Origin of the sequence: Amycolatopsis dongchuanensis (assembly GCF_039542405.1) — a bacterium.
GTDB classification, from domain to species: domain Bacteria; phylum Actinomycetota; class Actinomycetes; order Mycobacteriales; family Pseudonocardiaceae; genus Amycolatopsis_E; species Amycolatopsis_E sacchari.
Window position 1 is genome coordinate 1 of the sequence record NZ_BAABIB010000185.1, and the last position, 1331, is coordinate 1331.

Here is a 1331-nt window from a genome sequence, read left to right on the forward strand (position 1 = left end):
GGGTATGGCTTTCATGCCTGCTGCCGGTGATGGTTCAGAGTGCTGTGCCGCCCGCTCCACCACCTGGTTCTGACCGCTGATTAGGCACTGCGAACCATCGCTATGTAGGGCGTTGACGGCGGAATCGGGACGCACCACACCGTGTGATCGACCGGAGGTTCGATGGCAGTAAAAGCAGGCATCGATGTCGCCAAGGAGTTCCACTGGGTCGCGATCGTCGCCGCCGAGACCGGGAAAGTCCTGCTCTCCCGGCGCGTCGACAACGACCCGGACAGCATCGACGCCCTGATCGCCCAGCTGCGCCAGGCCGAAGCCGAGCACGGCGAGCTCACCGCCGCGATCGACCTGATGGGCGGAGTGGCCAGCTTGCTGACCGCCATGCTGCTGGAGGCAGGTGTCCGCCTGGTCCACGTCCCGGGCCTGGTGGTCAACCGAGCCCGCCGCGCCAGCAAGGGCGGCGAAGCCAAATCCGATCCCCGCGACGCGGCCACCATCGCCGACCAGCTGCGCCTGCGCGACGACTGGCGCATCGTCACCGCCGAGGACGACATCACCCTCGACCTGCGGATGCTGGTCTCCCGACGCCGTGAACTCGTCATCGATCAGACCCGCCGCCTCAACCGGCTGCGCGAAACCCTGGCCGGGTTCTTCCCCGGCCTGGAACGCGTCGTGGACGTGACCAACCTCAGCGACCTGCGGCTTCTGGTCCGCTTCGTCACACCGGAAGAGGTCCGCGAAGCCGGACGCGACGGCCTGATCGATCACATGCTGGCCGCGGGCGTCCGCCGCAGCTATGCCGAACCCTTGGCAGGCAAGGCGATTGCGGCCGCTCAGGCCCAGCATGTGATCGTTCCCGGGCAGAAGCGCATGGCCGAGTTCGCCCGCGAGTTCGCCACCGACGCGATCGCGGCCCGGCACCGCATCGGCGAACTGGAGAACCAGATCGCCGACGGGCTCGACCGCCACCCTGACGCGGCCCTCGTCCGAAGCCTGCCGGGGATGGGGGCCACCCTGACCGCGGAATTCCTCGCGGAGGCAGGAAACCTGGACCGCTTCACCAGCGCCGATCAGCTCGCTTCGGCCGCCGGCCTCGCGCCGGTCCTGCAGCAGTCCGGGAAGATGAACTACCTGCGGCGAGCCACCGCCGGCAGCAAACACCTGAAGTTCATCTTCTACCAGTCCGCGTTCTGCGCGATCCGCACCGACCCACTCAGCAAAGCTTTCTACCAGCGCAAACGCGCCGAAGGGAAGCGCCATCACCAGGCACTGATCGCGCTGGCCCGACGACGCATCAACGTCCTCTACGCGCTCCTGCGCACCCGCCAGCCTTA

General features: G+C 67.6%; 1 protein-coding gene. It reads left to right on the forward strand.

Annotated elements, in window-relative coordinates; genetic code table 11:
- Nucleotides 1–162: 162 nt before the first annotated feature.
- Nucleotides 163–1331 (forward strand): IS110 family RNA-guided transposase (locus tag ABFX51_RS39520; RefSeq protein ID WP_346057046.1); only part of this gene is annotated, 1169 nt, incomplete at its 3' end.